This window comes from Mesorhizobium sp. B2-4-7 (assembly GCF_006442685.1).
Taxonomy (GTDB): domain Bacteria; phylum Pseudomonadota; class Alphaproteobacteria; order Rhizobiales; family Rhizobiaceae; genus Mesorhizobium.
The window spans coordinates 173067-199790 of the sequence record NZ_VFVH01000009.1 but is presented as its reverse complement, the minus strand read 5'-3'; the positions used below and the strand labels follow the sequence as shown (position 1 = coordinate 199790).

Here is a 26724-nt window from a genome sequence, read left to right as displayed (position 1 = left end):
GCGGTTGCTGCAGAGCATCTGAGATGAACAAGCGCCTCTTCGGCATCACCGGCTGGAAGAACTCCGGCAAGACGACCCTGACTGAGAAACTGGTCGCGGAACTCGTTGGGCGCGGCTGGACGGTTTCGACCGTAAAGCACGCCCATCATGATTTCGACATCGACAAGCCGGGCGCGGACAGCTTTCGCCACCGGCAGGCAGGAGCCATGGAAGTCGCCATCGTCTCCGCCAATCGCTGGGCGCTGATGCACGAATTGCGCGGCGAGGATGAGCCGGCGCTGGAAGCGATCCTGTCGCGGCTTGCGCCGTCCGACATCGTGCTGGTCGAAGGCTACAAGCGCGAAGCCCACCGCAAGATCGAAACCCGGCGCCTGGAGGCGAAGGACCGGACGCCGCTTTCGGCGGGTGACCCCGGGATCGTTGCCATTGCGGCCGACTTCGCCATCGAGGACAAAAGCCTGCCGGTGTTCGATCTCGACGACGTGAAATCGATAGCCGACTTCGTCGAGCGCGCGACCGGCCTCGTTGCTTGAGAAGTAACGTAACGGCAGAAGGACATTGCCGATTTTCGTGGTTTTGCAGTTGCTTTTTTCTTGGAAAGAGTGGGAGTATCGGGCCAGCGGGCGGTCAAAAGCACCGCCCCCACAGAGCCGTTTCGGAACGACGGCCGGGACCATAAAGAGAGGATCATTATGCGTATTGCACTGCGTATCGCGCTCGCCGCTTCGGCCGCGCTGCTGACGCTCGGCGTAGCCCAGGCCCAGGAAAAGACCCTGAGGATCGGCACCGAGGGCGCTTATCCGCCCTTCAACAACCTGACCTCCGATGGCAAGCTCGTCGGTTTCGACATCGACATCGCCCAGGCGCTCTGCGATGAGATGAAGGTCAAGTGCACCTTCGTTGCCCAGGATTGGGACGGCATCATCCCGGCGCTGCAGGCGGGCAAGTTCGACGCCATCGTGGCCTCGATGTCGATCACACCGGAGCGTGCCGAGAAGGTCGACTTCACTCACAAATACTACAACACGCCCTCGGCGCTCGCCGTCCCGAAGGATTCGACGCTGAAGGGCGTGACCAAGGAGGACCTCGCCGGCAAGAGTATCGGCGTGGCCACCACGACGACGCATTTCAACTATGCCTCGAAGACCTACACCGACAGCACGATCAAGGGTTATCCGAGCAGCCCCGAGGAACAGGCGGATCTGGCCAACGGCCGCCTCGACGCCATCGAGGATGATATCGTGGTGCTGCAGCAGTGGCTGGATTCGCCTGACGGTGCCTGCTGCAAGATCCTCGGCCAGCCCTCGCCGCAGCCGGTCGAGATTTTCGGACCTGGCGCGGGCATTGCGGTGCGCAAGGGCGAGACCGATCTGGTCAACAAGCTGAATTCCGCCATCGACGCCATCAGGGCCAACGGAAAATACAAGGAAATCAACGACAAGTACTTCAAGTTCGACGTCTACGGCGCCGAGTCCTGATAATCACCTCCAAGGGCGGCAGGGTCTCCCTGCCGCCTTACCCGATCTGGGAGCTCTGGAGATAACACCACTCGATGCCAGCCCAAAGCATATGGACACTTCTCAGTTGGGGACCCAATGGCTGGCTTGACGATATCGCCTATGGCGCGGTGGTCACCATCGCGCTGGCGCTCGCCACGCTTCCGATCGGCCTGACGATCGGCTTTTTCATTGCCTGGGCAAAGCAATCCGAAGAGCCTTCGCTGCGGCTGGCCGCGAACATTTACACCACCATGTTTCGCGGCCTTCCGGAGCTGGTGACGCTCTTCCTGTTCTTCTTCGGCATGCCCATCCTGCTGCAATACATCATCCGCTTCTTCAGGCCCGAGGCGACGATCGATGTCGACAGCTTCATCGCCGGCATGATCGTGCTCTCGCTGATCTTCTCTTCCTATGCCAGCGAGGTATTCCTTTCGGCCTTTCGCGCCATTCCGAAGGGCCAGTATGAGGGCGGCTATGCGATCGGTCTGTCGAAGTGGCTGACCATGCGCAAGGTGATCCTGCCTCAATTGCTGCGCATCGCCTTCCCCGGTCTCGAGAATTGCTGGCTCAGCCTGCTCAAGGACACAGCCCTGGTCTCGGTCGTCAACCTCGCCGAGACCTTGCGCAATGCGGGCGTCGCGGCGCGCGTCACCAAACATTCGTTCCTGTTCTACAGCGTCGCGGCGCTGGTCTTTCTCATCCTGGCAATCCTGTCTTCGATCGCCACCGGCTTCATCTTGCGGTCGCTAGGACAGAGGGAAGCGCGATGAGCGTCACCGACACCATTGCCGTCGATCGGCCGCCGCCGCCGGCGCGCGGCTGGCCGCGTGCCCGTATCGTGGGATACGCACTCGTCGGCCTCTGGATCCTCTTCGGCTTCGGTATACTGGCCTATCTGGTCTCCGCGTGGAACGGCGAGTTCTTCGCACGATATGCGCCAGCCTATCTGCAGGGACTTGGAACCACCCTGTCGCTGGTGGCTGTGTCGATGGTGGCCGGCGCCATCCTGTCGCTGCCCGTCACCTATGGCCGCATGTCGAACAACCGGTTGCTGTCGTGGCCCGCTTATTGCTACGTCTATTTCTTCCGCGGCACGCCGCTGCTGGTCCAGGTCTATCTGGTCTATTACGGGGTCGGTTCTTTCCGCGTGCAGCTCGAATCGGTTGGGCTATGGTGGTTCTTCCGCGACGCCTTCAACTGCGGCGTGTTCGCCTTTGCGCTCAACACGGCCGCCTATCAGGCCGAAATCTTGCGCGGTGCCATTGAGAGCGTTCCAAGGGGCCAGTGGGAAGGCGCCGCTTCGCTCGGCCTGCACAAGCTGCAGACGCTGCGCAAGGTCATTCTGCCCCAGGCGATCATCGTGGCCTTGCGACCCTACGGCAATGAACTCGTTCTGATGATCAAGGCCTCCGCGATCGTCGCCATCATCACCGTCTACGACCTGATGGGCAATGCGAAACTCGCCTACGCCAAGTCCTTCGACTTCCAGGCCTATGTCTGGGTGGCGATCGTCTATCTGGTGATGGTCGAGATCCTGCGCCACGGCGTCGAATGGATCGAGCGCCGGATTACCATTCACCTGAAACGGTAAGCTTACCTGATCTGTGCCAGTCGATGGCTCGGCGCGCGCCTTGACGAATCCGCCGCATGGCCTAGACCTTCCGCAACTGCAATCTTTGCTCCCGTCGGAAGGAACAAGCCATGGCATCGGTGGCATTTCTCGGTCTTGGCGTCATGGGCTATCCCATGGCCGCGCATCTGAAGAACAAGGGCGGCCACGACGTCACCGTCTACAACCGCACCAGGGCAAAGGCCGAGCAATGGGTCGCCCAGCATGGCGGCGCTCTCGCCCTGACGCCGGCGCAGGCTGCCGAAGGCAAGGACTTTGTTTTCTCGTGCGTGGGCAATGACGACGATCTGCGTTCGGTGACGACGGCAAAGGACGGTGCCTTTCAGGCCATGAAAAAGGGCGCCGTCTACATCGACAACACCACGGCATCGGCCGAGGTCGCGCGCGAGTTGGCCGAGGCCGCACAGGAGCGCGGCTTCTCGTTCCTCGATGCGCCGGTCTCCGGCGGCCAGGCCGGCGCCGAAAACGGCATTCTGACCGTCATGGTCGGCGGCGATCAGGCTGCCTTCGACAAAGCCAGGCCCGTCATCGACGCCTATGCCCGGATGATCGGGCTTATGGGACCGGCAGGCGCCGGCCAGCTCACCAAGATGATCAACCAAATCTGCATCGCCGGGCTGGTGCAGGGACTGTCCGAAGGCATCCATTTCGGCAGGAAGGCCGGGCTCGACATCGAGAAGGTCATCGATGTGATCTCCAAGGGCGCAGCGGGCTCGTGGCAGATGGAGAACCGGCACAAGACGATGAATGCAGGCAAATACGACTTCGGCTTCGCGGTCGACTGGATGCGCAAAGATCTCGGCATCTGCCTTGATGAAGCCGACCGCAACGGCGCCAGGCTGCCCGTGACGGCGCTCGTCGACCAGTTCTACAAGGACGTCCAGGCGATGGGCGGCAGGCGCTGGGACACATCCTCACTGCTGGCGCGGCTGGAAAAGTAGAACGCAGATGTCCCTGCCCGGCCCGAGCTGGAGCGCGGACGAGATCGTCGCTCACCTGCGCTCGATCGGCACGCAGGAAAACCGCGCCGGCATGGCTCGGTTCGGCATAAACACCGCGACGGCTCTTGGTGTAGCCAATTCGGATTTGCGGCCGCTGGCGCGCAAGCTGAAGCGCAATCACGAGCGGGCGCTTGCCCTGTGGGACAGCGGTGTTCGCGAGGCGCGGCTGGTGGCGGCGTTCACCGGGGAGCCGAAAAAGATCACGGCCGAGCAGTGCCGCCGCTGGGCCGGCGATTTCGATTCCTGGGAGATCGTAGACAGCGTTTCGGATCTCTTTGCTGAAACGCCGTTCCGGCGTGAGTTGATCGAGGAGTTTGCTGCCGACGAACGCGAGTTCGTGCGCCGCGCCGGCTTTGCCATGGTGGCGTGGAGCGCAGTACATCTGAAGCAGGAGCCGGACGCGACGTTTCTCGCCTATCTGCCGTTGATCGGGGCGCATGCCGGCGATCCGCGCAATTTCGTCAGGAAGGCGGTCAGCTGGGCGCTGCGGCAGATTGGCAAACGCTCGGCGGCGCTGCATGCCCCTGCCCTTGCGCTCGCGCAAAAGTTGGCCGGATCATCCGACAAGACGGCGCGCTGGATCGGCCGGGACGCCGTGAAGGAGTTAACGGATGCCAAAAGGCTGGAACGGCTCACCTCCAGAAAAAGCTGATCTTGCCGATATCCGGTTCACGGAGGTGACGCCGGCAACACGCGGCGACTTCGAGATATTGTTCGAGCAGCCGGGTGCGCCAAAATATTGCTGGTGCATGGCGTGGCGGCAGTCCGTCCGCGAGCACATCCCGAATGATGAGAAAAAGCGCCAGATGATGGCACTTATCGATGCCGGCAGGCCGGTCGGCATCCTCGCCCAGATCGACGGCAAGACCGTTGCCTGGTGTTCGGTCGCGCCGCGCGAAACCTACCGAAGGCTTTCAAAGCGGCAGGACGACAGCGAGACGGGGGTATGGTCCATCGTCTGCTTTTATGTGCCAAGGGCTTTGCGCGGCCGCGGTTTTGCTTTCGCATTGCTCGATGCGGCCATTGACCACGCGTTCGCCAAGGGGCGCATATCATTGAGGCCTATCCGGTGGGCGAGGCATCGCCGAGCTACCGTTTCATGGGGTTTCGCGACATGTTTGCGGCGCGCGGCTTTCACGACGCCGGCATGACCGGTTCTCGCCGGCATGTAATGCGGCTCGAGCGTTGACGTCGCCGGTGGCGGTGTCTTTACTCGAACGCAAAGGAAAACGTCCGATGACCAAACGTCTGATAGCCATGGCAGCGTTCGCGGGCGCGATGTCGGCTTTTACAGCCGCCCTCGCTTCGGCCGAGACCACACACATATTCTGGAAGGATTTGCGCCCGGCGACCCAGGCGGTTGCCGAAGAAGCTGGCCTGCCGATGATCGCGGCAAAATTGCCCGATCGCGGCGAGACGTTATCCCTCGGCCTGCAGGACAAGACCATACAAATAGCCGGCTATGCGTTGCCGGTCGATCGCGAAGGCGATCTTGTCTATCAATTCCTACTGGTGCCGTGGACCGGCGCCTGCAGCCACATGCCGACACCACCACCCAACCAGATCGTCCTGGTCACCCCGGCTCAGCCCTACAAAATATCGCGGGCCTACCAGCCGGTTTCCGTAACCGGCGCGCTGAAACCAGGCATGGAGAAGAGCCAGCTTTTCATCCTGGACGGCGTCTCGGTCATCCAGTCGGGCTATACCGTGCGCAAGGCAGGCGTGACCGGCGTCGACACCGTGCCGGACACAATAACCCTACCGGTCAACTCGCCTTGGACTTTCCTCAACAAAAAGAAGAACTAAGCAAGGCGAGCTTGCGTGACCTTGCATGCACCAAGGCCACGCGCGCTCAGGCCGCGTTCGCACCCGATTCCTTGTCCAGCACCATGTAATCGAGCGGGATTTCGGTCGTGTATTTGATCTGCTCCATGGCGAAGGAGGACGAGACGTCGCGAATCTCGATCTTGGCGATCAGCCGCTTATAGAAGGCATCATAGGCTGCAATGTCGGGCACCACGACACGCAGGAGGTAGTCGACATCGCCGCTCATGCGGTAGAACTCGACCACCTCGGGGAATTCCTGGATGACTTCGGAAAAACGCCGCAGCCATTCATGGCTGTGCGAATTGGTGCGGATCGAGACGAAGACGGTGACCCGCACATTGACCTTTTCATGATCGAGAATGGCGACACGCCGCTTGATGACGCCCTCTTCCTCGAGCTTCTGGATGCGCCGCCAGCAAGGGGTCGTCGACAGTCCCACTTTCTTGGCGACATCTGCGACCGCGAGCGTCGCGTCCTCCTGCAGGAGGCGGAGAATTTTTCGGTCAAGGCGGTCCATTGAAAGCTCCTGAAGGAATGGATTGGCCATAATCGGCGTTATTATAGCCTTTCACAAGAAAAAAATTCTGCTGATTGGCGGAAAAGCCGGTGGTTTCTTGCTGAATGTCTAACCGAGGCGATAGCGGATTTCCGACCTGAGGAAAGGCAGCAAATCCATTTCAAACCAGGGATTCCGCTTCAGCCAGCCGGTGTTGCGCCAGGACGGATGCGGCAGCGGCAGCACCTTCTGGCCAGCGGATTTCTCCCAGATGGAGCGCCAGTCCCTCACCGTTTCCGTCAGGGACGGGCGCCGCGCGGCACCCATGTGCCAGGACTGCGCGTAGATGCCGATCGTCAGCACCAGGTCGATCTGCGGCATGAGCCCCATCAACGGCGCGCGCCAGGCCGGCGCGCATTCCCGCCTTGGCGGCAAGTCGCTGCCCTTGGCGTCCTGGCCGGGGAAACAGAAGCCCATCGGCACGATGGCAAACTTCTCGGTGTCGTAGAACTCCTCACTGGTGACGCCGAGCCAGTCTCTGAGCCGGTCGCCCGAAGCATCGGTGAACGGCATGCCCGACAGATGCACCTTGGTTCCCGGTGCCTGGCTGGCAATCAGGATGCGGGCATTCGACGAGGGTCGCAGCACCGGGCGCGGTTCGTGCGGCAGTGGCCGGCCGATCGGATTGTCGACGCAGATGCGGCAGGAGCGAACCGTCGCGGCGAAGCTTTCGAGTTCCGCAGTCATCCTCAGGCCGCGGCACTCGGCCGGCTCGAAACCGTCCGATACCAGCGCAACACATTGCTGCACTCGTCCGGCACCTTGATGCGCGCCGGTTTCATAAAATCGATGGCGATCATCCCGGTGATATCGGCGATCGAATAGGCGTCGCCGGCGGCGAATTCGCGGGTTCCCAGCTCGCCGTCGAGAAGTCGCAGGAATTCGATTGCCTTCGGCTTGTTGGCCTCGCCCCACTCGGGAATCTGCGGGATCTCCCATTCCTTCATGGCCGGATGGGTGTGGCGGAAAGCTTGCGCGACGCAGGTCAGCAGGTTGAATTCCATCCGCCTTTGCCACATCTCGACCTGCGCCTTGCCGAGCGCCCCGCGACCGAACAGTGCGGGCTCGGGATTGAGTTCCTCGAAATAGCGGCAGATGGCGACGGACTCGGTGATGACGGTGCCGTCGTCAAGCTCCAGCACCGGCAGTCGCCGCAGTGGATTGCGCGAGCTGACCGCCTGTTGCCTGTGTTCCAGCGCGCCCATGTCGACGGACACCAGCGGAACCGCGATTCCCTTCTCGGCCAGAAAAACGCGAACCCGCCTTGGGTTGGGCGCTCGGCCGCCGTCGAAGAGCTTCATTCGATCCTCCAGTTCTTGCCGGTGATGGCAGGGTTCAGCTTCCGCCGGCTTACCAGAAGCGGAAAATCTCCCGCACGGCATCGCCGATCGAGGCGAGCGTGCCATGTTTTCTCTCGACGGACTCGCCATGGTGGCTGTCGCGCCAATCCTGCGGCTGGTCGAACGTACCTGCCCAGATGCCGGCCTTTGCCGCGCGCGCGATCGCTTCCTCGCTCTCGTAATCGCCGAAAGCGACCGCCCAGCCTGCCTCGACCTGTGCGCGGTTGAGATCGGTGTCCCCGGCCCTGCAATCGCCGAGCAGCCGGCCGTAACGATCGCGCTGCCAGCCGCTGCAGATGACGGGGCTGCCGGCGATCAGGCGCACCAGAGACTGGCGCGCAAGCGCGCCACAAGAATAGTCGGCGCCGTTCTTGCGGCAGGTCTGGGTGTATTCCGGCGCGTCGATGCCGCGCATGCGGATGCGTTCGGCGCCGAGCGTGATCGAGTCGCCATCATTGATGATGGCGACGCCCTGTGTCTTTCGCGTCTCCACGCGATCGAGGCGCGCAGCAAGCACGATCAGCAACCCCAGAATAATGACGGTCAGCCCGTAGTCCAGCAATTTGCGCCACAGGCTCCGCGGACGCGGCGCAGCGTACCGCCGGCGCGGTCCTTGCGACCAGGAACGGCTCATATGGCAAACGGTTGGTTAATCATTCGAACGTAGCTTAACACCTTGAAATGCCGCCCGCATAATTGAAGTCTTCATGCCTTTGCAACGCTCGAACACAGCGGACAAATTCATTGTGGACCGCAGGAAACGCCATCGCAACAGCGATGTCGCGCGCGCGGTGCGCAAGACGCGCGACCGTCTTTCGCAACAGGCCGGCAATCCGGATTTCGATCGCGAACTATTGAAACTCCATGCGCGCGCGATGACCAGCGGGGCCATTGCCATTCCGCTGCTTGTCCTGGCGATCGCCGCGCTTGGCCGGCTGGCCGGCATCGGCAATGAGATCATTCTCTGGGCGCTGTTCACCCTGACCTGCTACACGACGTTGGCTTTCATGGCGCGCCGCGTCGAACGCATGGAAGCGTCCGATCTCAACCCGTTGCAAACCCAGAGAGAATTCCTGTTCGCACATTTCTTGTGCGGCCTCGGCTGGGGCTGGTTCGTCTGGCTCGGCTGCGGTGCCTGCGCGGTCGACCAGTTTCAGGTGGTCAAGGCCGTGGTGCTGCTGCTTGCCATGGCCGGAACCGCTATCATGGCCTCATCCCTGCGCGGGGCGTTGCTGGCGACTTTCGCTGTTCCGGTGACGCTTTACGCCTACGCCGAAATAAGGCTGTGGATGCCGGTCGGGGCGATCATGGCCGTACTGCTCGTCCTTTCGCTGCCTTTCTTTGCCTATGTCGCGCGGAACCTCAACCGCTCCTCCCTGATGCTTTTGTCGTTCCGCTCCGAAAAGGACGCGCTGATCGCCGAAGTCGAGACCGCGAAATCGATGTCGGACGAGGCGCGGCGGCGCGCGGAGGATGCCAATCTGGCGAAATCGCGCTTTCTTGCCTCGATGAGCCATGAATTGCGCACGCCGCTCAACGCTATTCTCGGTTTTTCCGAAGTGATGTCGAACGAAGTGCTGGGGCCGATGAGCAATCCCACGTATCGCGACTATGCCCACGACGTGCACGAATCCGGCCAGCATCTTCTCGACCTCATCAACGAGATCCTCGACCTGTCCCGCATCGAGGCCGGCCGCTACCAGCTCAATGAAGAGCCGGTGATGCTGCTCGGCATTGTCGAGGATTGCTGCCACATGATGGAGTTGAAGGCGCGCAACAAGGATATCCGCGTCATTCAGGATTTCGAACATGCCTTGCCGCGCCTGTTCGCCGACGAGCGCGCGGTGCGCCAGATCACCCTCAACCTCTTGTCCAACGCGATCAAGTTCACCGCTACCGGCGGCGAAATCCGCGTGCGCGTCGGCTGGACGGCCGGCGGCGGACAATACATCTCGGTCAGGGACAACGGCCCCGGCATACCGGAAGACGAGATCCCGGTAGTGCTTTCGGCCTTCGGCCAGGGTTCGATCGCCATCAAGAGCGCCGAACAGGGCACCGGACTTGGTCTGCCGATCGTGCAGGGCCTGCTCGCCATGCATGGCGGCGAATTCCAACTTCATTCCAAGCTGCGCGAAGGCACAGAGGCGATTGCCATCTTCCCGCTGAGCCGGGTAATGGAGGAACTCCCGGCCCTGCCGACCGCGGCGGTCGCGGCGCGTCGGCGTTGACGCGCCTCATGCGTGGAATGAGCGACGAATACTCGGCCTAGCCGCGAACGGCCGCGGCCATGCCCGAACTGGTCCGTGCCGCTGCCTTGATTAGGCCGGCGGCAAGTGCCGCGCCTACTCCCTCGCCGTGGCCGACGCCGAGGTCAAGCAAGGGGCGAAGGCCAAGGCGCTCGGCGGCCTGCGCATGCGCGGGCTCCGGCGACAGGCCGGCGAGAAGGCAATGATCCAGCGCGGCAGGATTGGCGGCATGCAGGACCGCTGCGGCTGCCGTTGCCGCAACTCCGTCGAGCAGCACGGGGATCTTTTGCATCCGTGCCGCAAGGATGGCGCCGGCTATCGCCGCGAACTCACGGCCACCGAGCCGGCGCAGCACCTCCAACGGTTCATCGAGATGGCCGGCGTGGAAAGCCAGCGCCGCATCGACCATCTCCGCCTTGCGCGCCTGCATCGCCGCATCGGCGCCAGAACCCGGGCCGACCCAATCGGCGCCCTTGCCGCCCAACACGGCCGCGAACAGGGCCGCGGCGACGGTGGAATTGCCGACGCCCAGATCGCCGAGGCAAAGCAGGTCGGCGCCGCCGGCGATCGCCTCCATGCCGAAGGCCATGGTCGCGGCGCAACCCCGCTCGTCGAGTGCGGCATCCTGCGTGATGTCGGCTGTCGGAATATGCAAGGCGAGATCGAAAACCTTCAGCCCGAGGTCATTGGCGACGCAGACCTGGTTGATCGCTGCACCGCCGGCCGCACACAGTTCGACGGCGTTGGCGGTCGCCGCCACGGCTCTCGGCGAGACGCCGTGCCTGACAACACCATGGTTGCCGGCAAAGACCGCGACCAGAGGCCGCGTCACTGCCGGCGGCGCACGGCCACTCCATGCTGCCAGCCAGGCAGCGATATCCTCGATGCGACCAAGCGAGTTCCTTGGCTTGTCCGCCTTGGCGAACAGCGTTCGCACACGGGCCTCCGCTGTCGTGTCGGCCGCCGGCAGGTTGGCCAGCAGGTTACGGAAATCGTCGAAGGGCTGTGCTCTGGTCATGTCGTGGAAATCGTCCTTGCAGATGGCAGCGGCATAGCCGCCCTCGTGCGCCGGCACAACCTCCCGCGCCTGATGTAAAAGCGGCCGTGGGCGACGCATTCCCGAGGGCTTGCAAAGGCCATGCCGTTGCACCATGTGGAAGTCAGCCAAGGAAACATTCATGACGGCCATCGAATCCCCATGCATTCTGGTCTGTTCGATCGATATGAAGACCGGTTTCTGTTTCGGGTGCGGCCGCACCCGGGACGAGATCGGCGCCTGGATCGACATGACGGCGCAGGCGCGCCGTGACGTCATGGCCCAACTGCCTGCAAGGCTGGAGACGGTCGAGCGCCGGCCGCGCCGCGAAACCCGCCGCACCCGGATGGCGCGCGAACGCGACGCGCTCTCGTGAACGGATTGCCGACATGAACCGCCTGTTCTGGATCCTGATGCTCGTCATCGGCGTCGGCGCGGTGCTGCTGATGTTCGACGATTCCGCCGGCAATACGCTCGGCGTCGAAAACGATGATTTCGGCCGGTTGATCTGGCTGGGCGCCTTCGGCGCGCTCATCGGCGCCGGCCTTCTAAGGTCGGGCCGCCCGCTCAGCGCCATGGCGCGCAATCTCGGCGCGTGGGCGGCGATCGCGCTCGCGCTGATCGCCGGCTATCAATATCGCTACGAATTGCAGGATTTCGCCAACCGGGTAACCGCTGGCCTTGTTCCCGGCAGCCCGCTGGCGCTGGGCATCGAGGACGGCCATGCCACCGTGACGCTCGACAAGGCCGACAATGGCCATTTCGAGGCGCGCATCCTGATCAACGGCGCGCCAGTGCGCACGGTGGTCGACACAGGAGCGACCAGCACCGTGTTGACGTCGCAGGACGCCCAGGCAGCCGGGATCAATCCCGCCGCTCTCGATTTCACCATACCGGTCTCGACCGCCAACGGCACGGCGCGCGCCGCGGCTGTGAAAACCAACGAACTGGCCATCGGCGGCATCGTGCGAAAGAATATGCCGGTGATGGTCGCGGCACCCGGTATGCTTGGCCAGAGCCTGCTCGGCATGAACTTCATCAGTTCGCTGTCCGGCTTCGACGTGCGCGGCGACCGGATGACCCTCCGGGATTGACGTTCGGCGAAAGCGGTTCAGGCGGCCTTGTCGACCGCCCCGCTGAGGTCGACCGCAGCGAACGCCGTCTTCAGCACCTGCGGCCCAGCGCCGGGGCGCGTTGCATCCGTGGAGAGGATCTGGCGGTAGCGGCGCGCACCGGGCAATCCATGGAATAGCCCGACCATGTGGCGGGTGACATGACCGAGCCGCCCGCCCTGTTCGACATGGCGTGCGGCGTAGCCGGCCATGACGTCGATCAGCGCGGCGAAATCGAAGGGAACGGTCCGCTCTCCATAAAACATGGAATCGACGCCGGTCAGAATGCCTGGAGTATGGTAGGCGGCGCGGCCGAGCATGGCGCCGTCGAGGTGCTGGAGATGCGTCTGCGCCTCTTCAAGCGATTGAATACCGCCATTGATGCCGATGAATTCGCTCGTTTTTCTCGTCTTCAGCCGATAGACGCGACCGTAGTCGAGCGGCGGGATGTCGCGGTTTTCCTTGGGGCTCAGCCCCTCCAGCCATGCCTTGCGCGCATGCACCCAAAGGGCGTCGGCGCCGGCCGCGAAAACGCCGTCTGCAAGCGCATCCAGCGCCGGCTCGGGATCCTGCTCGTCGACGCCGATGCGGCATTTGACGGTTACGGGAATGGTCACGGCCGCCTTCATCGCCGCGACACAGTCGGCGACGAGGTCAGGCACCTTCATCAGGCAGGCGCCGAACGTACCGGACTGGACGCGGTCCGACGGGCAGCCGACATTGAGGTTGATTTCCTCATAGCCGAAAGCCTGGCCGATGCGCGCCGCCTCGGCCAGCTTCCCCGGATCGGAGCCGCCGAGCTGCAGCGCGACCGGATGTTCCGCCTCATCAAAACCGAGCAGGCGCTCGCGCGCGCCCTGGATGACCGCGTCGGCCACCACCATCTCGGTGTAGAGCAACGCACGGCGAGTCAGCTGGCGATGGAAGAACCGGCAATGGCGGTCCGTCCAATCCATCATCGGGGCGATTGCCACCTTATGCTCTTGGTAGCTCGACATTTTTAGCGTCAATTGGTTGGTTGATGCGGGCGGCATGGCCACCGATCCTCATATCGGCGACATATGCGAAGTAGGCAAGCCCCTCGCTCGAGCAGTAAGTCTGAAGGCGCTCCTTCTGCGCCTGCCAAATCCTAGGGCCTGAAGTGCTGCCTTCTCATTTTTTCGAGTGCTGGGCGAAATCGCTCCAAGAAATCGGAAGCTTGCACCCCTTGCTACACCGCAGGAAAGCGGCACGCCGTTTTGCGACCTGGTCGATGGCCTTTCAACTGCGGCGAACAAGACGGGGGACCGCCTTTCCAGGATTGGCTGCTTTCCGAAGTTGCCGACCACGAGCAGATGGTGGCCATCCTGGGCCGCGCCGCATCAGGCGTTCGCCGACGCCATGGCAAACGGACAAACAGTCGATCGGCGCCGGGGGTCGGCGCCGATTTTCGACTACAGCCGGTTCAGAACGTTACCGCCGCAGCGCGTACACGCGCCCAACTGGCTCGCTGCCCACCGACAAGGCCATGTCGTCATCCAGAAGCCGCGTGATCCGGGCGAAGCCCGTGAACGCCTTCCTGGCTTCTTCAGCCGACATCTGCCCCGACAGGGCGGCCGCGCAGCAGTTCAGCGCGCATTGATAGACAGGGCCACGTCGCCCGGTCGGCCATTTACGCAAAAAAACCATGGCCTCGGCAACACTGTCGATTTCCTCGATAGGGTGTCCCTGCCCGCGTGAGATCCGCACGGGCGAAAAAAAATGCAAATAATTCATCGTATCCTCCCGCTCGGTCGCGGCGTGTTCGACCGAACCCCATCAAACGCGCCATCATCCACTTGGTTCCATAAAAAACGTGCGCTTGGCAAAAAAAGGGCAGGTTTGCCCGCCGCGACTGCGATGTCGTCGCTGCCGGCGCTTGAAAGCGCCGCGAATCGGACTCGCCGATCAGAGCGGCAAGTATCGTGCCGCGCGATAAGAGCGATCCCCATTGAATATCTTTAAGGCCAAAGTCGGCAAATCAGCCGATTGCCCCTTCCCTCGCGTCAGGCGTAACCTTGACGGTCAACGCGTGAGGGCGCGTGCTGCAAGAAGGGGACAATTGCAATGACGATACAAGGCGCATCGCCGGATCTATATAACGAAGATCTCGCACCGGCCAAGATACGAAACTGGGGACCATTCTCGATCTTCAACGTCTGGACGTCGGACGTGCACAGCCTCTGGGGTTACTATCTCGCCGCCAGCCTTTTCCTGTTCTGCGGCGGTTTCGTCAACTTCATCATCGCCATCGGCATCGGCTCGCTCGTCATCTACGCGCTGATGAACATGGTGGGCTATGCCGGCGTGAAGACCGGCGTGCCTTACCCAGTGCTCGCCCGCGCCTCGTTCGGCATCTGGGGCGCCAACATACCGGCGCTGGTGCGCGCCATCGTCGCCTGCTTCTGGTACGGCGCACAGACGGCGGCCGCTTCCGGCGCCATTGTCGCGCTGCTGATCCGCTCGCAATGGTTCGCCGATTTCAACGCCAACACCCATTTCCTCGGCCACTCCGGGCTGGAAGTGATCTGCTTCGTGGTCATCTGGGCGCTGCAGCTGCTGATTATCCAGAACGGCATGGAGACGGTGCGCCGCTTCCAGGATTGGGCCGGGCCAGCCGTGTGGGTGATGATGCTGATCCTGGCCGTCTATCTCTGTGTCAAAGCCGGGACCTTCGCCTTCACCAGTGACATTCCGATGGAGGTGCTGCTCGAAAAGACCAAGGATGCGGGCGTGCCAGGTACGCCGGGATCGTGGACGTCGCTGTTCGCCGTCGCCGCGATCTGGGTGACCTATTTTTCGGCCCTCTATCTCAACTTCTGCGATTTCGCCCGCTATGCACCGGACAAGGCATCGCTGCGCAAGGGCAATATCTGGGGCCTGCCGATCAATCTCATCCTGTTCTCGCTGGTCGCTGGCGTCACCACCATTGCCGCTTACGACGTCTATCACGAGGTGCTGCTGCACCCCGACCAGATATCGGCGAAATTCGGCAGCTGGTTCTTGGCCGCGCTCGCCGCCTTGACCTTCGCGGTGGCGACGCTCGGCATCAATGTCGTGGCCAACTTCGTCTCGCCGGCCTTCGACTTCTCCAACGTCTTCCCGCGCCAGATCGACTTCAAGAAGGGCGGCTACATCGCGGCACTGATCGCGCTCGTGCTCTATCCCTTCGCGCCTTGGGAAGGCAGCGCTGCGTCCTTCGTCAACATCATCGGCGCGACAATGGGGCCGATCTTCGGCGTCATGATGGTCGACTACTACCTGATCCGGAAGGGCGAGGTCGACGTCGAAGCGCTTTATCGCGAGGATGGCGAGTTCCGCTTCCAGGGCGGCTGGCATGTCAATGCCTTTATCGCTGCCGGCATTGGCGCCGTCTTCTCCTCGATCCTGCCGAACTTCACCAATTGGCTGCCATCCTGGTGGGGCGTCTATGGCTGGTTCTTCGGCGTCGGGATTGCCGGCATCATCTACTACGTGCTGCGCACCGCGGCCGTGGGTGCCGGCGCCAAGACAGCGAAGGCCTGAAATGGGCAGTAGGCAGGAAAGGTAGGGAAAGCAGACGGCTTCCCCCTACTGCCTACTGCCTACTGCCTACTGCCTACTGCCTGCTTCTACCATCTCGGCGAGCCGGCGCACCGTGTTCCAGTTGCGCGACGTGCCGACGCCCAGGCGTTTGTGATTGGCGGCCGCGAGCAGCCGTGAACTCGGTCGTTCCCGCGAAAAGACGACCCAGATGTCGCCGCCGCGTGACATCACCTTCTCATCGGCGGCGGCATGGGTCTCGAGCGCCGCCGCCGCATCGTCGGGCACGGGCTTGCGCATTATCCGGACGGCCACCTGGTCACCGGTCTCGGCGGATTCAGCCGGAAACGGATTGCCGGCCGCGAGCCTCAGCCAATCTTCGGCACCGTGCACGATGATATCGACATGGCGGCCGAAAGCTTTTTTGAAGGCGGCTTCCAGACGCTGCTCGAGACCGGCGACGTCCGTCGCCGGCGCCTCGAAGACAAGATTGCCCGTCGCCACGAGCGTACGGACATTCTTCAGCCCGAGGCCTTCCGCCATCGCCTTCAGGTCGGACATCACGACCCGGCGCCCTTCTCCCAGGACGATGCTGTAGAGAAGGGCGACGTAGGTCTGCATCGGATGCCGAACCCCGCCTGGCGCGCCTATACCAGGCGCGATTGTTCGACCGCCGCCTCGATGAAGCTGGCGAACAGCGGATGCGGGTCGAGCGGCCGGCTCTTCAGCTCGGGGTGGTATTGCACGCCGATGAACCAGGGATGGTCGGGGTATTCGACCGTTTCGGGCAGCACGCCGTCGGGCGACATGCCGGCAAACACCAGGCCGCAATCCTCCAGCCGCTGCTTATAGTCGATATTGACCTCGTAGCGGTGGCGGTGACGCTCGGAAATCTGCGTGTCGCCATAGATGTCGGCGATCTTGGAACCCTTGGCGAGCTCGGCCTGATAGGCGCCGAGCCGCATCGTGCCGCCGAGATCGCCGGTTGTCCGGCGCTTCTCCAGCATGTTGCCCTTCAGCCACTCCGTCATCAGGCCGACGACCGGCTCCTGGGTCGGGCCGAATTCGGTCGAGGAGGCCTCATCGACCCCGGCCAGCGACCGCGCCGCCTCGATACAGGCCATCTGCATGCCGAAGCAGATGCCGAAATACGGCACCTTGCGCTCACGCGCGAATTTCGCAGCCAGGATCTTGCCTTCCGAGCCGCGCTCGCCGAAACCGCCGGGCACCAGGATGCCATGCACCTTTTCCAGCCAGGGCGCCGGATCCTCCTTCTCGAAGATTTCCGATTCGATCCAGTCGAGCTTGACCTTGACGTGGTTGGCCAGACCGCCATGCGACAGCGCCTCGATCAGCGATTTGTAGGCGTCCTTGAGGCCGGTATATTTGCCGACGATGGCGATGGTCACCTCGCCTTCCGGATTGTGGATGCGGTTGGACACGGCCTGCCACGGCTCCATGCGCGGCTTCGGCGCGGGGTCGATGCCGAACGCGGCCAGCACTTCCGAATCGAGCCCTTCCTTGTGGTAAGCCATCGGCACGTCGTAGATGTGCGGCACGTCGAGCGCCTGGATGACCGCGCTCTCCCTGACATTGCAGAACAGCGACAGTTTTCTACGCTCTTCCTTGGGAATGGCCCGGTCGGCGCGGACGAGCAGGATGTCGGGCGCGATGCCGATACCGCGCAGCTCCTTAACCGAATGCTGGGTCGGCTTGGTCTTCAATTCGCCCGCGGTCGGGATATAGGGCATCAGCGTCAGATGCACATAGACGGCGTTGTTGCGCGGCAGGTCGTTGCCGAGCTGGCGGATCGCCTCCAGGAAAGGCATCGCCTCGATGTCGCCCACGGTGCCGCCGATTTCGCACAGCACGAAATCATAGTCGTCATTGCCGTCGAGGACGAAATTCTTGATCTCGTCGGTGACGTGCGGGATGACCTGCACGGTGGCGCCGAGGTAGTCGCCGCGCCGCTCGCGCTCGATGATGTTCTTGTAGATGCGGCCGGTGGTGATGTTGTCCTGCTGGTTGGCGGAACGGCCAGTGAACCGCTCGTAATGGCCAAGATCGAGATCGGTCTCGGCGCCGTCATCGGTGACGAACACCTCGCCATGCTGATACGGCGACATCGTGCCCGGATCGACATTGAGGTAGGGATCGAGTTTTTTGATGCGTGCGCGATAGCCCCGCGCCTGCAAGAGAGCCCCTAGGGCCGCTGCGGCAATGCCTTTTCCAAGTGAGGAAACCACGCCGCCTGTGATGAATACATATCGCGCCATGGGAGTCATCGCTTAACGCGGCCGGATTGATTCCGCCAGAGAAAAAACCGCCGCTAAGGCTTTTTCCCAAGAAGGCGCTCGAACCGTGATCCGAAAATGGGATCCGGTTTTCGGATAGGCCCATGTCGAACGGGCTGGCCCGTTCCACTGGAACGCGACCAAGAGCGAGGCAAAACAAAAGGGCCGGCTGAACCGGCCCTTTTGGCAAGCTGCTGCAAACGTCAGATGATGACGACCTTGGTGCCGACCTTGACGCGGCTGTAGAGGTCCATGACGTGCTCGTTCATCATGCGGAAACAGCCATTGGAAGCGCTGGTTCCGATCGACTGCGGCGCGATGGTGCCGTGGATGCGCAAATGCGTGTCCTTCTTGCCGTCATAGAGGTAGATGGCGCGGGCGCCGAGCGGATTCTGGCCGCCGCCGGGCATGCCGTCCTTGTACTGGGCATAATGCTTGGGCTCGCGCTTCTGCATGTCCAGCGTCGGGATCCAGCGTGGCCACTCCTGCTTGTCGCCGACCGCCACGGTGCCCTTGAACTGCAATCCTTCGCGGCCGACCGCGATGGCGTAGCGGCGGGCGGTGGACGATGATTCCACCAGATAGAGCCGGCGGGCACTGGTATCGATGACGATCGTGCCGGCCTCGTAACCGGTGAATTCCACGTCCTGTGGCACGAACTCCGGCTTTACCTTGAACGGCTTATTGGCGTTTTTCCTGGCGAGCGCCGAATCCAGCGCACGGGTCTCAGGCAGATAGTTGATCGAGGACGATGCCATCTGGCCGCCAAACAGTCCGGCGAACAGGCCGCCGCCGGTGCGCTGCTTCTGGCCAGGCAGCTCGCTGCGCAATTCGCCATTGTTGCCGGTCAGCGCAACGTTCATCACCTCGGCCGATTCCGCTTCGGCCGAAGGAATCGGCTCGATCGGCGTCAACGGCTCGATGATCTTCGTGACATTCTTGGCCGGCTTGGCCGCGGCCACTTCGGTCGCCGGGGCAGTCTTGCCTCTCTTGGCCAGGAACGCCTGCCGTTCCGCCTCGGCCTTCGCTTTCGCCGCTTCGCGCATCGCCATCTTCCTGGCTTCCAGCGCCTTGGCCTTGGCGGCTTCCTTGTCGGCAACGATCTTGGCCTCGATCTTTTTGATCTGGGCGAGATCGTCCGGTGTCGGATTTTTCTTCTTCTTGAGAAGCCTCAACTGCGCCGCATCGCTCTTGGCTGCGACGTTGATGGCGTCGGTCTTGCCGACCGACTGATTGGCGGCCAAATTGGCTGGCACGCCGGCGAAAGCCGGGGAGCTCATGCCGAGTGCGGCGCAAAGTCCCAGGAAGATGAAGCTGCGAAGCTGCATGGCGAAGATCCGATCGTTCAATATTTGTTGCCCACGGCGTCGCCCGGCGTCCCCCAAGGACACCGAAAATGCCGCGCGCAATCTATAGTCGAATAAGCGCGGGCGCCTCAAGCGCGAGGCCGCTGCACTTCCCGTCGAATCTTCGTGATGCCGCCGCATTTGCCGCGACTGTGGTCAAACGACAACAGATCGGCTGAGTGTAAGAGATCAGAGCGGGCCGAGGGCCCGGCAGCGAGAGCCGGAACCGAGCGCAGTTCGGTTGTAACGACGCAGAATGCCGGCGTTCGCACGCCGGCGCTCCCTGTCAGATAGCCCTTGAACGAACCCGGATTACTGGTTCGGCACCTGCGGGGCCGCGGGCGCGGTGCTGGCGCCGTTGGTCGCCGGCGACGTCGAGCCGGCGGCGGGCGGCGCGGCCGGAGCGTTGGCCGGGGGCGTTGTCGCGGCTCCGTTGCCGGAAGGCGGCGTCGGCGCCGCGTTGCCTGAAGGCGGCGTCGGGGTGGTCGTGCCAGGCAATAGGTTGAGTACGCCCTTGCCGGCGCCGTCCGATGTTGCGGGGACGCGGTCGAGAATGTCGATCGGCTTCTCGCCGTAGCGGGCAATGATCGACAAGGTCAGCGACGTCACGAAGAAAGCGGCCGCCAGAATCGCCGTCGCCCGAGTCAGCGCATTGGCGGCGCCGCGCGCCGTCATGAAGCCAGATCCGCCACCAATGCCAAGGCCGCCGCCTTCGGAGCGCTGCAGCAGCACAACGCCGACAAGGGCCAGAACGACCATGAGATGGATGACGATCAGTACGGTTTGCATAGTTTATCCTGGCAATGCCCTGCCCGGCCGCGGACACGACCGGGGAATTGGAGGCGGCTCAATACAATGCTTTCACGGCATTTCCAAGCCCGTGGCCGGAATATGGGAAGCAAGGCGTCCTTTACAACGATTTCCCGTGCGCCGCGCCCGCTTCGGCGCCGCGCGAAGTCATCAGGAGATGCTGCGATAGGCTTCCGCGATGCCCAGGAAGTCGGCCGCTTTCAGGCTGGCCCCGCCAACCAGCGCGCCGTCGACATTCCTGACCCCAAGCAGTTCCACTGCATTGGACGGCTTGACCGAACCGCCATAGAGAATGCGCATCTTGCCCGCGGCGGTGCCGAGTTTCTCCGACAGTTTTTCGCGAATATGCGCATGCGCCTCGGCTACATCGGCGACGGTCGGGGTCAGGCCGGTGCCGATCGCCCACACCGGCTCATAGGCAACGATCGTGTTGGACGCGGTAGCGCTTGCCGGCACCGAACCGGCAACTTGGCGTGACAGCACGTCCAGCGTCGCGCCCGCTTCGCGCTCCTGCCGCGTCTCGCCGATGCAGACAATGGCCACAAGCCCGGCGCGCCAGGCTGCGGAGGCCTTGGCCTGAACTGTGGCATCATCCTCGCCGCGCTGTTCGCGGCATTCGGAATGGCCGACGATGACGTGGGTCGCGCCCGCATCCTTCAGCATCTCCGCGGAGATGCACCCGGTATAGGCGCCGCTCTCCTTGGCGTGGCAATCCTCACCGCCGGCATGAACCGGCGTACGCGACAGAATCTCGGCGGCATGGGCGAGCAAGGTCGCGGGAACGCAGACCAGCGCCTCGGTGTCTGCGTCGAGCCCGCTCATGAAACCGTTGCCGATCATCCTGAGTTCATTGAGCGAGGCGCTGGTACCGTTCATTTTCCAGTTGCCTGCGACGAGCGGGCGAATTCCTGGCGTCATCGTTTGCTTCTCCGGGTGACATTCGGCTGGCGTTCTCACTACCAAAATCAAGCCACAAAGCAATCGACAGTGGACCGGAAGGGCGCTATTGCGCTTGTTTCAGACTCGGCGCATCCGAAAATGCGCATAAATCGGAAGTAACGATGCTTGGTATATTGAGAAGCGCGGCGGGCACCTGGGTCGCGAAGTTACTGCTTTCGCTGCTGGTGGTCAGTTTTGCGGTCTGGGGCGTATCGGGACGGCTGATGGGTGGCCTTGCCGGCCACGACTCCGTCATCACGGCCGGCGGCACCAAGGTGTCGATCAACGAATACCGCCTCGCCTATGACCGCCAGCTCGCCGTCATGTCGCAGCAGTTCGGTCAGCGCCTCACCCACGAACAGGCAAAGGCGCTCGGCGTCGACAACCAGGTGTTGGCGCAGCTTGTTTCGGGCGCGGTCCTCGACGAACAGGCTCGCAAGCTCGGCCTTGGCCTGTCCAAGGACCGGCTGGCGGAACTCACCCGCGAGGATCCGGCGTTCAAGGGCCCCGGCGGACAGTTCGACCGGAGAGCCTTCGAATACAGGCTGCGTGAGGTTGGCATGCGCCCGGAGGATTATTTGAAGAATCGTGCCCAGGTCGCGGTGCGCCAGCAGATCGTCGAGGCGGTTTCGGACGGCCTCAAGGCGCCTGACACCTTCTTCAAGGCGGTGGCCCTGTACCGTGGCGAGGATCGTACGGTCGACTATCTGACCTTGCCGAAGGCGCTGGTCGAACCCATCGAGGCGCCGAGCGACAGCGCGCTGCAGGCCTATTTCGAGGCCAACAAGAAGACCTATGCCGCGCCCGAATACCGCAAGTTTTCCTATGTCAGGCTCGAGCCGCAGGACATCATGGATACGAGCTCGGTGACCGACGCCCAGGTCAGCGACGACTACAACAAGAACAAGGCGCGCTACACCACTCCCGAGATGCGCACCATAGAGCAGCTTGTGTTCAAGACGCCGGACGAGGCCAAGGCCGCGCTCGATTCGTTGAAGTCCGGCGCAACCTTCGACAAGCTCGTCACTGCGGAAGGCAAGACCCCGGCCGACACGCTGCTCGGAACGCTCGCCAAGGACAAGATCGCCGACAAGGCGGTCGCCGACGCTGCTTTTGCGCTCAACGTCAATGAGGTCAGCCCTGTCGTGCAGGGTGCCTTTGGTCCCGTGCTGCTGCGCGTCACCGAGATCAAGCCCGAAGTCGTGAAGCCGCTGGCCGAAGTGTCGGACCAGATCCGCAAGGACCTGGCGCTGGGCGAGGCAAACCGCATCCTTCTGGACGTGCATGATAATTACGAGGACAGTCGCGCCGCCGGCAGTTCGCTGGCCGACGCCGCCGCCAAGCTGAAGCTGAAGGTCGTCACTGTCGACGCGATCGATCGCAGTGGCCTGCGGCCCGATGGCTCCATCGTCAAGGATCTGCCGGAATCGCCGGCCCTGATCAAGGCTGCCTTCGATGCCGAACCGAATACTGAAAACGAGGCGCTGACCACGGCCGATAACGGCTTCATTTTCTATGAAGTGGCTTCGATCACGCCGGCCCGCGACCGCACGCTGGACGAAGTTCGCCAGAAGGTCGTTGCCGACTGGACCGCGGCCGAGACGGCCAAGCGGCTGACCGCCAAGGCGCAGGAGCTGGAAAAGCGGCTCAAGGCCGGCGCAACGCTCGACGTCATTGCCGGCGAGCTCAAGCTGGAAAAGCAGACCAAGCGTGGCCTGAAGCGCGAAGCCGACGACGCCGATTTCGGCAAGGAAGGTGCAGCGGTGATGTTCGGCGTCGGCGAAGGCGGCACCGGCTTGATCCCCTCTCCCACCAGCGACGCGCAAATCCTGTTCAAGGTCGCCGAGGTGTTCGAACCCGCCGGGGCCGATGCCAGTTCGGTGCCCGAGGACGCGCGCAAGTCCTTCACCTCCGGCATGTCGGACGATCTGCTCGACCAGTTGGTGGCGCAGTTGCAGACGCAGTACGGCGTCCGCGTCGACCAGGCTGCCGTTGCCCAAGCCTCGACAAGATGAGCGCGCTGAAAACCCATATCGCCAAGGTCGCGACCGGCACCGCCCTGTCCTTCGACGAGGCGCGCGAGGCCTTCGACATCATCATGTCGGGCGATGCTACGCCCGGCCAGATCGGCGGCTTTCTGATGGCGTTGCGTGTGCGCGGCGAGACGGTGGACGAGATTTCGGGCGCCGTCGCCACCATGCGCGCCAAGATGCTTCGCGTCGACGCACCTGTCGGCGCCATCGACATCGTTGGCACCGGCGGCGACAATTCGCACTCCGTCAACATCTCGACGGCATCCGCTTTCGTCATCGCCGCCAGCGGGGTTCCGGTCGCCAAGCATGGCAATCGCGGGTTGTCTTCGCTGACCGGTGCGGCCGACGTCCTGACCGCGCTCGGCGTCAAGATCGACCTCACGCCGCAGGCCATCGGCCGCTGCATCCACGAGGCTGGTGTCGGCTTCATGTTCGCGCCGGCACATCACCCGGCGATGAAGCATGTCGGCCCGACCCGCGTGGAGCTCGGCACCAGGACCATCTTCAACTTGCTCGGTCCGCTCTCCAACCCGGCCGACGTGCGCCGGCAAATGGTCGGCGTATTCATGCCGGAATGGATCATACCGGTGGCCCAGACGCTGAAGGCGCTGGGCACCGAGCATGCCTGGGTCGTTCATGGTGACGGCTACGACGAGATCACCACCACGGGTGAAACGCATGTCGCCGAACTGATCGGCGGCGAGATCCGCACCTTCACCTTGACGCCCGAAGCGGTTGGCCTGACCCGTCACACCAAGGAAGAACTGCGCGGCGGCGACGCTGCCTACAACGCCGAGGCGTTGCGCGCTATGCTGGGTGGCGCCGTGGGCGCTTTTCGCGACACCGTGCTGATGAACGCCGGCGGCGGCTTGGTGGTGGCGGGCAAGGCGACGACGCTCGCCGACGGCATGGCGACGGCAGTGCAAGCCATCGACAGCGGCCGGGCGCTGCAGGTGCTCGACCGGCTGGTCGAGATTTCGAACGGTTAGACAGATGTCGGACATCCTGCGCAAGATCGAGGCCTACAAGCGCGACGAGATCGCGACGGCCAAGGCGCGCGTGCCGCTGGCCGAGATCAAGGCGCGGGCGAAAGACACTGACGCGCCGCGCGGCTTTCTCACGGCGCTTGAGGCGAAGCGCAGATCCGGCGGCTTCGCTCTGATTGCCGAGATCAAGAAGGCAAGCCCGTCCAAGGGCTTGATCCGCGCCGACTTCGATCCGCCAGCGCTCGCGCGGGCCTATGCAAAGGGCGGCGCCGCCTGTCTTTCGGTGCTGACCGACGCACCGTCTTTCCAGGGCGCGCCGGAATTTCTCACCAAGGCAAGAGCCGCCGTCACCCTGCCCGCGCTGCGCAAGGATTTTCTGTTCGATCCTTATCAGGTCCATGAAGCTCGCGCCTGGGGGGCGGACGCCATCCTGATCATCATGGCCAGCGTAGATGATGATTTGGCGAGCGAGCTTGAAGCGACGGCATTCGAACTCGGCATGGATGCGCTGATCGAGGTCCACGACGAGGCCGAGACGGAGCGCGCACTGAAGCTGTCGTCGCAATTAATCGGCATCAACAACCGTAATCTGCGGACATTCGAGACCCGTCTCGAAACCTCGGAACGACTGCGGGCGATGATTCCGGGCGGTTACTTGCTGGTCAGCGAAAGCGGCATCTTCTCTCATGACGACTGCCTCAGATTGCAGAAGAGCGACATCGGCACCTTCCTGGTCGGCGAAAGTTTGATGCGCCAGCAGGATGTGACCGCGGCAACGCGCGCGCTGCTCACCGGCAAGGCAGCGGCCGAGGCCGTCTGACGATGACGGCCGCCCTCACCCATCTCGGCCCGCAGGGCCAGGCCAACATGGTCGATGTCGGCGGCAAGGACGAAACGACGCGCACCGCTGTCGCCGAGGGTTTCGTCTCGATGCGGCCCGAGACGCTGAAGATGATCCTGGCCGGCAATGCCAAGAAAGGCGATGTGCTGGGCACCGCGCGCATAGCCGGCATCATGGCAGCGAAGAAGACGCATGAGCTGATCCCGCTCTGCCATCCGCTGCTCTTGACCAAGGTCTCCGTCGACATTGAGCCCGATCCTGCCCTGCCCGGACTGAAGATCGTTGCGCTGGCGCGCGTCACCGGCAAGACCGGCGTCGAGATGGAAGCGCTCACCGCGGCTTCGGTTGCCTGCCTGACCATTTACGACATGGCCAAGGCGGTCGACCGTGCCATGGTCATCACCGGCATCCGGTTGGTCGAAAAGACCGGCGGCAAGTCGGGCGACTACAAAGCCGCTGGCGAAGATGGGGCGGTCGCCTGATGGCGCTGCTTCCGGTCGCAGCAGCGCTCGAACGCCTGCTGGAGGGTGCTGCGCCGCTTGCGAGCGAAAGCGTTTCGCTCCTCGAGGCCGTGGATCGCGTTCTCGCGGAACCGGTGGTGGCGTTGCGCACCCAACCGCCCTTCAACGCCTCTGCCATGGACGGATACGCGGTCCGCGCTGTCGATGTCGCGTCCGTGCCGTCCCGGCTTTCGGTGATGGGCGTGGCGGCGGCCGGGCGCGGCTTTGACGGCGCCGTCGGCAAGGCGCAGGCCGTGCGCATCTTCACCGGTGCTCCGCTGCCGCAAGGCGCAGACACCATCGTCATCCAGGAAAACGTTCGTGACCTCGGCGGCGGCAGCATCGAGGTGGTCGAACCGACGGCCGAGGGGCGCAACATCCGCCGCTTCGGGCTCGATTTCTCCGAGGGCGACATCCTGCTGGAAAAAGGCCGCGTGCTCGATCCGGCAGCACTGTCGCTTGTCGCCTCGGCCAACCATCCCCGGGTGGGCGTCGTAAAGCGGCCGCTGGTTGCCATCATCGCCACCGGCGACGAGCTGCTGCCGCCCGGCAGCGAACTCGGCCCCGACCAGATCATTTCGTCAAACGCCTATGGCGTCGCCGCCGCCGCGCAATCGGTCGGCGCGCATGCGCTTGATCTCGGCATTGCCGCTGATCGCGAGGAAGCCATCGCGGCGCTGGTCAGGAAAGCGGTCGCGGCCGGCGCTGATGTCATCGTCACGCTTGGCGGCGCCTCGGTCGGCGACCACGATCTGATCCATGACGTGCTGACCGGCGAAGGCATGACGCTCGGTTTCTGGAAGATCGCCATGCGTCCCGGCAAGCCGCTGATGTTCGGCCGCCTCGGCGACATCAGGTGCATCGGCCTGCCCGGCAATCCGGTGGCGAGCCTCGTCTGCTCGCAACTGTTCCTGAAACCGCTCCTGGCACGCCTCGGCGGCCGCGATTTCCGGCAAGATATTCGTCAGGCAAGGCTGGGCGCCGCCATGCAGGCCAATGATCTGCGCCAGGACTATGTGCGGGCGGTGGTCAGGCAAGAGGCCGGCATGCTGGTGGCAACCCCTTTCAGCATCCAGGATTCCTCGATGCTGAGGATACTGGCCGACGCCAACGGACTGATCGTGCGCGAACCGTCTGCGTCCGCCGCGGCTGTAGGAAATGCCTGCAGCGTTATAATGCTGAGGTGAA

The 26724-nt window shown here is 63.3% G+C and carries 29 protein-coding genes; 17 read left to right on the top strand and 12 right to left on the bottom strand.

Going from position 1 to position 26724, the window contains the following annotated elements; all coding sequences use genetic code 11:
- Positions 1-23: 23 nt before the first annotated feature.
- The 8 genes from mobB (at position 24) to FJ946_RS22755 (ending at position 5936) form a co-directional block, all read left to right on the top strand.
- Positions 24-533, top strand: a complete 510-nt coding sequence (gene mobB / locus FJ946_RS22790) for a molybdopterin-guanine dinucleotide biosynthesis protein B (RefSeq protein ID WP_140525211.1) — start codon at positions 24-26, stop codon at positions 531-533.
- 159 nt (positions 534-692) lie between these two features.
- A complete protein-coding gene (locus tag FJ946_RS22785; RefSeq protein ID WP_140498631.1) occupies positions 693-1478 on the top strand; it encodes an ABC transporter substrate-binding protein in 786 nt (261 codons plus the stop codon).
- Between the two features lie 74 nt (positions 1479-1552).
- Positions 1553-2269, top strand: coding sequence for an ABC transporter permease (locus FJ946_RS22780; RefSeq protein WP_140525212.1), 717 nt, complete (start codon positions 1553-1555; stop codon positions 2267-2269).
- Positions 2266-3090 (top strand): ABC transporter permease, encoded by an 825-nt coding sequence (locus tag FJ946_RS22775; protein WP_140498633.1) that lies wholly within the window; start codon positions 2266-2268, stop codon positions 3088-3090. The genes FJ946_RS22780 and FJ946_RS22775 overlap by 4 nt, the downstream gene beginning before the upstream one ends.
- Positions 3091-3200: 110 nt before the next feature.
- A complete protein-coding gene (locus FJ946_RS22770) occupies positions 3201-4070 on the top strand; it encodes an NAD(P)-dependent oxidoreductase (protein WP_140564541.1) in 870 nt (289 codons plus the stop codon).
- A gap of 7 nt (positions 4071-4077) precedes the next feature.
- Positions 4078-4782, top strand: coding sequence for a DNA alkylation repair protein (locus FJ946_RS22765; RefSeq protein ID WP_140564540.1), 705 nt, complete (start codon positions 4078-4080; stop codon positions 4780-4782).
- Positions 4742-5281 (top strand): GNAT family N-acetyltransferase, encoded by a 540-nt coding sequence (locus FJ946_RS22760; RefSeq protein ID WP_246673009.1) that lies wholly within the window; start codon positions 4742-4744, stop codon positions 5279-5281. The genes FJ946_RS22765 and FJ946_RS22760 overlap by 41 nt, the downstream gene beginning before the upstream one ends.
- 85 nt (positions 5282-5366) lie before the next feature.
- On the top strand, positions 5367-5936 hold the full coding sequence (locus tag FJ946_RS22755) for a DUF3299 domain-containing protein (protein WP_140564539.1): 570 nt from the start codon (positions 5367-5369) through the stop codon (positions 5934-5936).
- Positions 5937-5982: 46 nt separating this feature from the next.
- Here the strand turns inward: FJ946_RS22755 and FJ946_RS22750 are convergent, their stop codons facing one another.
- From FJ946_RS22750 to FJ946_RS22735, 4 genes are all read right to left on the bottom strand, one after another.
- Entirely contained in the window at positions 5983-6474 is a 492-nt protein-coding gene (locus tag FJ946_RS22750; RefSeq protein ID WP_006205209.1) for an Lrp/AsnC family transcriptional regulator, read from the bottom strand.
- 108 nt (positions 6475-6582) lie between these two features.
- On the bottom strand, positions 6583-7263 hold the full coding sequence (locus tag FJ946_RS22745; RefSeq protein ID WP_140561231.1) for a uracil-DNA glycosylase family protein: 681 nt from the start codon (positions 7261-7263) through the stop codon (positions 6583-6585).
- On the bottom strand, positions 7203-7814 hold the full coding sequence (locus FJ946_RS22740) for a glutathione S-transferase (protein WP_140564538.1): 612 nt from the start codon (positions 7812-7814) through the stop codon (positions 7203-7205). The genes FJ946_RS22745 and FJ946_RS22740 overlap by 61 nt, the downstream gene beginning before the upstream one ends.
- A gap of 49 nt (positions 7815-7863) precedes the next feature.
- Positions 7864-8487: a thermonuclease family protein gene (locus tag FJ946_RS22735; protein ID WP_140564537.1), complete on the bottom strand. Its 624-nt coding sequence runs from the start codon at positions 8485-8487 to the stop codon at positions 7864-7866.
- Positions 8488-8560: 73 nt separating this feature from the next.
- On the opposite strand from FJ946_RS22735, the gene FJ946_RS22730 reads away from it, so the two are divergent.
- Positions 8561-10081: a HAMP domain-containing sensor histidine kinase gene (locus FJ946_RS22730; RefSeq protein WP_140564536.1), complete on the top strand. Its 1521-nt coding sequence runs from the start codon at positions 8561-8563 to the stop codon at positions 10079-10081.
- Between the two features lie 37 nt (positions 10082-10118).
- On the opposite strand, the gene FJ946_RS22725 is transcribed toward FJ946_RS22730, so the two are convergent.
- Entirely contained in the window at positions 10119-11117 is a 999-nt protein-coding gene (locus tag FJ946_RS22725; RefSeq protein WP_140564723.1) for a nicotinate-nucleotide--dimethylbenzimidazole phosphoribosyltransferase, read from the bottom strand.
- A 160-nt stretch (positions 11118-11277) separates the two neighbouring features.
- Between FJ946_RS22725 and FJ946_RS22720 the strand changes: the two genes are divergently transcribed.
- Together FJ946_RS22720 and FJ946_RS22715 are read left to right on the top strand one after the other, a co-directional pair.
- Positions 11278-11511: a DUF1289 domain-containing protein gene (locus tag FJ946_RS22720; RefSeq protein ID WP_140515375.1), complete on the top strand. Its 234-nt coding sequence runs from the start codon at positions 11278-11280 to the stop codon at positions 11509-11511.
- 13 nt (positions 11512-11524) lie between these two features.
- A complete protein-coding gene (locus FJ946_RS22715) occupies positions 11525-12229 on the top strand; it encodes a TIGR02281 family clan AA aspartic protease (RefSeq protein WP_140557180.1) in 705 nt (234 codons plus the stop codon).
- Positions 12230-12246: 17 nt separating this feature from the next.
- Here FJ946_RS22715 and dusA read toward each other — a convergent pair whose 3' ends face one another.
- Both dusA and FJ946_RS22705 read right to left on the bottom strand, forming a co-directional pair.
- Positions 12247-13245, bottom strand: a complete 999-nt coding sequence (gene dusA / locus FJ946_RS22710; protein WP_140564722.1) for a tRNA dihydrouridine(20/20a) synthase DusA — start codon at positions 13243-13245, stop codon at positions 12247-12249.
- Between the two features lie 454 nt (positions 13246-13699).
- On the bottom strand, positions 13700-14002 hold the full coding sequence (locus FJ946_RS22705) for a DUF982 domain-containing protein (RefSeq protein ID WP_140564535.1): 303 nt from the start codon (positions 14000-14002) through the stop codon (positions 13700-13702).
- A gap of 330 nt (positions 14003-14332) precedes the next feature.
- On the opposite strand from FJ946_RS22705, the gene FJ946_RS22700 reads away from it, so the two are divergent.
- A complete protein-coding gene (locus FJ946_RS22700) occupies positions 14333-15790 on the top strand; it encodes an NCS1 family nucleobase:cation symporter-1 (protein WP_140498646.1) in 1458 nt (485 codons plus the stop codon).
- Positions 15791-15856: 66 nt separating this feature from the next.
- Here the strand turns inward: FJ946_RS22700 and FJ946_RS22695 are convergent, their stop codons facing one another.
- The 5 genes from FJ946_RS22695 to tpiA form a co-directional block, all read right to left on the bottom strand.
- Positions 15857-16408 (bottom strand): DUF1697 domain-containing protein, encoded by a 552-nt coding sequence (locus FJ946_RS22695; RefSeq protein ID WP_140564534.1) that lies wholly within the window; start codon positions 16406-16408, stop codon positions 15857-15859.
- A gap of 26 nt (positions 16409-16434) precedes the next feature.
- On the bottom strand, positions 16435-18072 hold the full coding sequence (locus tag FJ946_RS22690) for a CTP synthase (protein WP_140564533.1): 1638 nt from the start codon (positions 18070-18072) through the stop codon (positions 16435-16437).
- 212 nt (positions 18073-18284) lie between these two features.
- The gene (locus tag FJ946_RS22685) at positions 18285-19409 is read right to left on the bottom strand and encodes a L,D-transpeptidase (protein ID WP_140564532.1); all 1125 of its coding nucleotides are present in this window, start codon (positions 19407-19409) and stop codon (positions 18285-18287) included.
- 330 nt (positions 19410-19739) lie between these two features.
- Entirely contained in the window at positions 19740-20216 is a 477-nt protein-coding gene (gene secG / locus FJ946_RS22680) for a preprotein translocase subunit SecG (protein ID WP_140564531.1), read from the bottom strand.
- A gap of 171 nt (positions 20217-20387) precedes the next feature.
- The gene (tpiA, locus tag FJ946_RS22675; RefSeq protein ID WP_140560956.1) at positions 20388-21155 is read right to left on the bottom strand and encodes a triose-phosphate isomerase; all 768 of its coding nucleotides are present in this window, start codon (positions 21153-21155) and stop codon (positions 20388-20390) included.
- A 143-nt stretch (positions 21156-21298) separates the two neighbouring features.
- On the opposite strand from tpiA, the gene FJ946_RS22670 reads away from it, so the two are divergent.
- From FJ946_RS22670 to glp, 5 genes are read left to right on the top strand one after another with little or no spacing between them, the layout of a single operon-like run.
- Positions 21299-23191: a SurA N-terminal domain-containing protein gene (locus tag FJ946_RS22670; protein ID WP_140498654.1), complete on the top strand. Its 1893-nt coding sequence runs from the start codon at positions 21299-21301 to the stop codon at positions 23189-23191.
- Positions 23188-24198: an anthranilate phosphoribosyltransferase gene (gene trpD / locus FJ946_RS22665; protein WP_140515367.1), complete on the top strand. Its 1011-nt coding sequence runs from the start codon at positions 23188-23190 to the stop codon at positions 24196-24198. Before FJ946_RS22670 ends, trpD begins: the two co-directional genes overlap by 4 nt.
- Positions 24199-24202: 4 nt before the next feature.
- A complete protein-coding gene (gene trpC, locus FJ946_RS22660; RefSeq protein ID WP_140515366.1) occupies positions 24203-25015 on the top strand; it encodes an indole-3-glycerol phosphate synthase TrpC in 813 nt (270 codons plus the stop codon).
- Between the two features lie 2 nt (positions 25016-25017).
- On the top strand, positions 25018-25518 hold the full coding sequence (moaC, locus tag FJ946_RS22655; protein ID WP_140498660.1) for a cyclic pyranopterin monophosphate synthase MoaC: 501 nt from the start codon (positions 25018-25020) through the stop codon (positions 25516-25518).
- A complete protein-coding gene (gene glp, locus FJ946_RS22650) occupies positions 25518-26723 on the top strand; it encodes a gephyrin-like molybdotransferase Glp (protein WP_140515365.1) in 1206 nt (401 codons plus the stop codon). Before moaC ends, glp begins: the two co-directional genes overlap by 1 nt.
- Position 26724 lies beyond the last annotated feature (1 nt).